Source organism: Sphingosinicella sp. (genome assembly GCF_052387495.1).
In the GTDB taxonomy this organism is placed as follows: Bacteria; Pseudomonadota; Alphaproteobacteria; order Sphingomonadales; family Sphingomonadaceae; genus Allosphingosinicella.
Genome location: NZ_JBQTJC010000238.1, coordinates 1 through 2,711 on the forward strand (window position 1 = coordinate 1; position 2,711 = coordinate 2,711).

Annotated in this window: 3 protein-coding genes; 1 reads left to right on the top strand and 2 read right to left on the bottom strand. The window is 66.4% G+C overall.

Going from position 1 to position 2,711, the window contains the following annotated elements; genetic code table 11:
- On the top strand, window positions 1–209 hold a 209-nt coding region (locus ACT4N8_RS13260), incomplete at its 5' end, for a sensor histidine kinase (protein WP_444858598.1).
- Here the strand turns inward: ACT4N8_RS13260 and ACT4N8_RS13265 are convergent.
- Window positions 210–1,493 carry a citrate synthase gene (locus tag ACT4N8_RS13265; protein ID WP_444858599.1) on the bottom strand — a complete coding sequence of 428 codons (1,284 nt, stop codon included), beginning with the start codon at window positions 1,491–1,493 and terminating at the stop codon, window positions 210–212.
- Between the two features lie 19 nt (window positions 1,494–1,512).
- On the bottom strand, window positions 1,513–2,711 hold a 1,199-nt coding region (gene gltX / locus ACT4N8_RS13270; RefSeq protein WP_444858600.1), incomplete at its 5' end, for a glutamate--tRNA ligase.

The window sequence follows — 2,711 nt, forward strand, 5'->3', positions numbered from 1 at the left end:
ATCAGGGCAAGGGCATCGCCGAGGCGGACCAGGAGCGGATTTTCGAGAAGTTCGAGCGGGTCGATCCCACCGAGCCCGGCGGCACCGGCCTCGGCCTCTACATCGCCCGCCGCCTCGCCCGCGCCATGGGCGGCGACCTCGGCCTCGACAGCGCCCCCGGCCAGGGCGCGAGATTCACTTTCACGCTGCCGCTTAGAAAAGCGGACTAACTACCTCTGATTGACGGGAATATAGTCCCGTTGCGCCGAGCCGGCGTAGAGCTGGCGGGGCCGCCCGATCTTCTGCTCGGGGTCGGCGATCATCTCGTTCCATTGCGCGACCCAGCCGACGGTGCGGGCCAGCGCGAACAAAGCGGTGAACATCGTCGTCGGGAAGCCGATCGCATTGAGGATCACGCCCGAATAGAAATCGACGTTTGGATAGAGTTTCTTCTCGATGAAATAATCGTCCTTGAGCGCGACCTGCTCGAGCTCGCGGGCGGTGTCGAGGACCGGATCGGAAATGCCGAGCTCGTTCAGCACCTCCTCGGCGGTCTTCTGCATCACCTTCGCGCGCGGATCGAAATTCTTGTAGACGCGGTGGCCGAAGCCCATCAGCCGGAAGGGATCGTCCTTGTCCTTGGCGCGGGCGATATATTCCGGGATCCGCTCCGGCCGACCGATCTCGCGCAGCATTTCCAGCGCCGCCTCGTTGGCGCCGCCATGGGCCGGGCCCCAGAGGCAGGCGATGCCCGCGGCGATGCAGGCGAACGGGTTGGCTCCCGAGGAGCCGGCGAGCCGGACCGTCGAGGTCGAGGCGTTCTGCTCATGGTCGGCATGGAGGATGAAGATCCGCCGCATCGCATTTTCGATGATCGGATTGACCTCATAAGGCTCGGCCGGAACGCCGAAGGTCATCCTGAGGAAGTTGCCAGTGTAGCTCAGGTTGTTCTGGGGATACATGAACGGCTGGCCGATGCTGTACTTGTAGGCCATCGCCGCGATCGTCGGCATCTTGGCGATCAGCCGGTGCGAGGCGATCATGCGCTGCTTGGGATCGGTGATGTCGGTCGAATCGTGATAGAAGGCGCTGAGGGCGCCGACCACGCCGCACATGATCGCCATCGGATGCGCGTCGCGCCGGAAGCCGCGATAGAAGGTCGCGAGCTGCTCGTGCAGCATCGTATGGCGGCTGATCGTATAGGTGAAGCTCTCCAGCTCAGTCTTGCTCGGCAGCTCGGCGTTGAGCAACAGATAGGCGACCTCCATGAAGGTCGAATGCTCCGCGAGCTGGTCGATCGGATAGCCTCGGTGGAGGAGGATGCCGGCGTCGCCGTCGATATAGGTAATCTCGGACTGGCAGGAGGCGGTCGAGGTGAAGCCGGGGTCGTAGGTGAAGACGTCCGTCTGGGCGTAGAGCTTGCGGATGTCGACGACGTCGGGACCGACCGTGCCCGACATGATGCCGCATTCGATGCTCTTGTCGCCGATCGTGAAGCTGGCCTTGTCCGCCATTTGTTGGTCCTTCCCGCTCTCAAGCGCCTGTCATCTGGTCCCCGATCCGGGCGAGGCTTTCCTCCCGCCCGAGCAGCGCCAGCACGTCGAAAATCCCCGGCGACGTCGCCCGCCCGGTCAACGCCGCCCGCAAGGGCTGCGCCACCTGGCCCAGCTTGACGCCTTCGGCCTCGGCAACCTCCCGCACCGCCTGCTCGGTCTCCTCGGCCGTCCACTCGCCGACTTGGGTCAGCTTGTGATGGACGCGGGCGAGCAGGTCTCGCGCGCCGCCTTCTAGCAAAGCCGCGGCCTTCTCGTCCATGTCCAGCGGGCGGCGGCGGAAGAGGAAGGAGGCGCCCTCGGCCAGCTCACCCAAATCCTTGGCCCGGGGCGTCAGCACCGGCATCGCGCGGGCGAGCAGCTCCGTTTCCGCGCCCGCGATTTTCGGCGCCACCAGAGCGGCGAGCCGGGCCGGATCGGCCGCGCGCAGATAATGGCCGTTGAGGCTCTCCAGCTTCTTGATGTCGAAGCGCGACGGCGAGCGGCCGACATGGTCCAGGCCGAACCATTTCACCGCGTCCTCGCGGGTGATGATCTCGTCATCGCCATGACCCCAGCCGAGCCGCAGCAGATAGTTGAACAGCGCCTCGGGGAGGATGCCGAGCTCGTCGCGATAGGTTTCGACGCCCAGCGCGCCGTGGCGCTTGGAGAGCTTCGCCCCGTCGGCGCCGTGGATCAGCGGGACGTGGGCGTAGACCGGCTCGGGCCAGCCCATCGCGCGGATGATCGCGAGCTGGCGGAAGGCGTTGTTGAGATGATCGTCGCCCCGGATGATGTGGGTGACGCCCATGTCGTGATCGTCGACCACCACGGCGAGCATGTAGGTCGGCGTCCCGTCCGAGCGGAGCAGGACGAAGTCGTCGAGCTCCTCGTTCTGGACGGTGACCCGGCCCTGCACCTGGTCGTCGATCGCGGTCTCGCCCTCGCGCGGCGCCCTGAACCGGACGACGAAGGGCGCGTCGGGGGTCGGCCGGTCGGGCGCGCAATCGCGCCAGGCGCTTTCGATCCGGAACGGGCGCCGCTCGGCGCGCGCCGCCTCGCGTTGCGCGCTGAGCTCCTCGGGCGTCATCCAGCATTTGTAGGCCGCGCCGCGCGCGAGCAGCTCGGCCGCGATCTCCGCGTGCCGGGCCTGGAATTGCGACTGATAATATTCATGCCCGTCCCAATCGAGGCCGAGCC

Excerpts from the sequence above, each read along its gene's own strand:
- ACT4N8_RS13265 (WP_444858599.1), bottom strand. The coding sequence starts at position 1,493 with ATGGCGGACAAGGCCAGCTTCACGATCGGCGACAAGAGCATCGAATGC.